General features: G+C 74.6%; 3 protein-coding genes. 2 read left to right on the top strand and 1 reads right to left on the bottom strand.

Annotation, left to right across the window (positions count from 1 at the left end; genetic code table 11):
* Together MCM47_RS40000 and MCM47_RS40005 are read left to right on the top strand one after the other, a co-directional pair.
* The coding region (locus tag MCM47_RS40000; protein ID WP_238951755.1) for a S8 family serine peptidase at positions 1–355 on the top strand (355 nt) is incomplete at its 5' end.
* A gap of 173 nt (positions 356–528) precedes the next feature.
* A complete protein-coding gene (locus MCM47_RS40005; protein ID WP_238863192.1) occupies positions 529–900 on the top strand; it encodes a hypothetical protein in 372 nt (123 codons plus the stop codon).
* A 104-nt stretch (positions 901–1004) separates the two neighbouring features.
* Here MCM47_RS40005 and MCM47_RS40010 read toward each other — a convergent pair.
* A partial coding sequence (locus MCM47_RS40010; RefSeq protein ID WP_238951756.1) for a HipA family kinase occupies positions 1005–1801 on the bottom strand: 797 nt, incomplete at its 5' end.

Genomic DNA, 1801 nt, shown 5'->3' on the forward strand with positions numbered 1-1801 from the left:
GGCCCCCCCCGGTGGCGCCCGCCGCTACCAGATCCCGGACACCCCGGACAAGAACGGCCGCACCCTGTCCACCATCCCGGGTGGCAAGTACGGCTACATGCAGGGCACCTCGATGGCGTCCCCGCACGCCGCCGGTGTGCTCGCCCTGCTCGCCAGCACCCACCCGTGGGCCAACGCGGAGGAGCTGACCGAGCTGCTGACCAGCCAGGCCGAGTCGCACGCCTGCCCGTCGGGCCCGTACAACCCGGGCGGCGGCGGCGAGTGGGCCGCCACCTGCGAGGGCGGCGCGGACGACAACGGCTTCTACGGCGCCGGCATCATCAACGCCGAGAAGGCGGTCCAGTGGTGGCGCTGACGCGCTGACCGGTTGACCGGCTGACGCGACGACGCGCGGTGGGGAGCGGGACCCGACGGGTCCCGCTCCCCACCGGCATTTTGAGTACCGGTACTCAGGCGAAGGCCCGGGGCCGATCCGCACAATGGGTACGCACGACCGAGTGGAACCCCCCGTACGAGGAGCATCACGCCATGGCACAGAGCCACCCCGGCCGACCCTGGCCGACCGACCGCCCGGGCGGCGCGCGGAACTGGCCGTGGGTGCTGCTGGCCGTCGTCCAACTGCTCGTCGCCGTGCCGATGCTGACGCTGATGGCCTTCGCGGGCCTGGCGATCGGCCTCGGCGGCCTCGCCACCGAGGCGACCACGACGGGGGCCGTGCTGCTCCGCCTGCTCCTGCTGGCGACCGGCCCGGCGGTCGGCCTGCTGCTCCCCGCCCTGGCGCTGTCGTCGCCGGCCGTGCGCCGGGTGAACGCCGCCGCGCTCTTCGCGCTGTTCTCCTCCGGCCTGCTGGTCGGGACGCTGGTCGAGTACTTCGTCTGGGTCCGCCCCGCCGGGGGCTGACACCGGATCGGCACGGGGCGCCCGGTCGGCAAGGGGCGCCCGGTCGGTAGGGGGCGCCCGGTCGGCACGGGTCCGGATCGTCAGGCAGCCGGGCGGCGGGCCCGTCACTCGAAGTGGTGGTCCCAGACCGTCTCCACCGACGGCTTTCCGTGCAGGTCCGGCACCTCCTGGAGCCAGGCGGGCCGGCCCGCCCTGGTCCGGGCGGCCCGCCGGACCTCGGCCGCGCGCAGCTGCTCGGCCGTGGGGAACCCGTCCGGCAGCCACTCGGCGGAGAGCTCCGCGCGGGCGGCCAGGTGGTGCACGTAGGCGCGGCGCAGCGCGTCCACCGAGTCGAAGCCGGGCTCGTCGGCCAGCCACGCGTCCGGGACGAGCGCCACCACCTCCTCCAGCAGTCCGGCGGTGACCAGCGGTCCGAGCTCCCGGTCGGCCAGCGGGACGTCCGGCCGGTAGCCGCCGAGGGCGTGGGCGCTGAGGTCGTACCTGCGGCCGACGGAGGCCGCGGCGCCGGACCAGCGGTGGTGGAAGACCAGCGCGGCGCCGTTGTCGATGAGCCAGAGCTTCCCGTGCCAGACCATCAGGTTGGGGTTGTGCACGGTGCGGTCGACGTTGCCGGTGAGCGCGTCCAGCCAGACGATCCGGCCGGCCGCGACCGGGTCGACGTCGATCATGCCGGGCTTGAAGTCCCGGGCACCGGGCAGCAGGTCCATTCCCAGGTTGAGGCCGGCGCTGGCCCGGAGGATGTCCTGGATCTCGGTGTCGGGTTCGTGTTCGGCCACCGCGGGGTCGAAGTCGACGAGCCGCAGTTCGGGCACCGGCAGGCCGAGCCGCCGGGCGAGTTCGCCGACGATCACCTCGGCCACCAGCGCCTTGCGGCCCTGGGCGGCGCCGGTGAACTTGACCA

This window comes from Kitasatospora sp. A2-31 (genome assembly GCF_022288725.1).
Lineage (GTDB): Bacteria > Actinomycetota > Actinomycetes > Streptomycetales > Streptomycetaceae > Kitasatospora.

Excerpts from the sequence above, each read along its gene's own strand:
- MCM47_RS40005 (WP_238863192.1), top strand. The coding sequence starts at position 529 with ATGGCACAGAGCCACCCCGGCCGACCCTGGCCGACCGACCGCCCGGGC.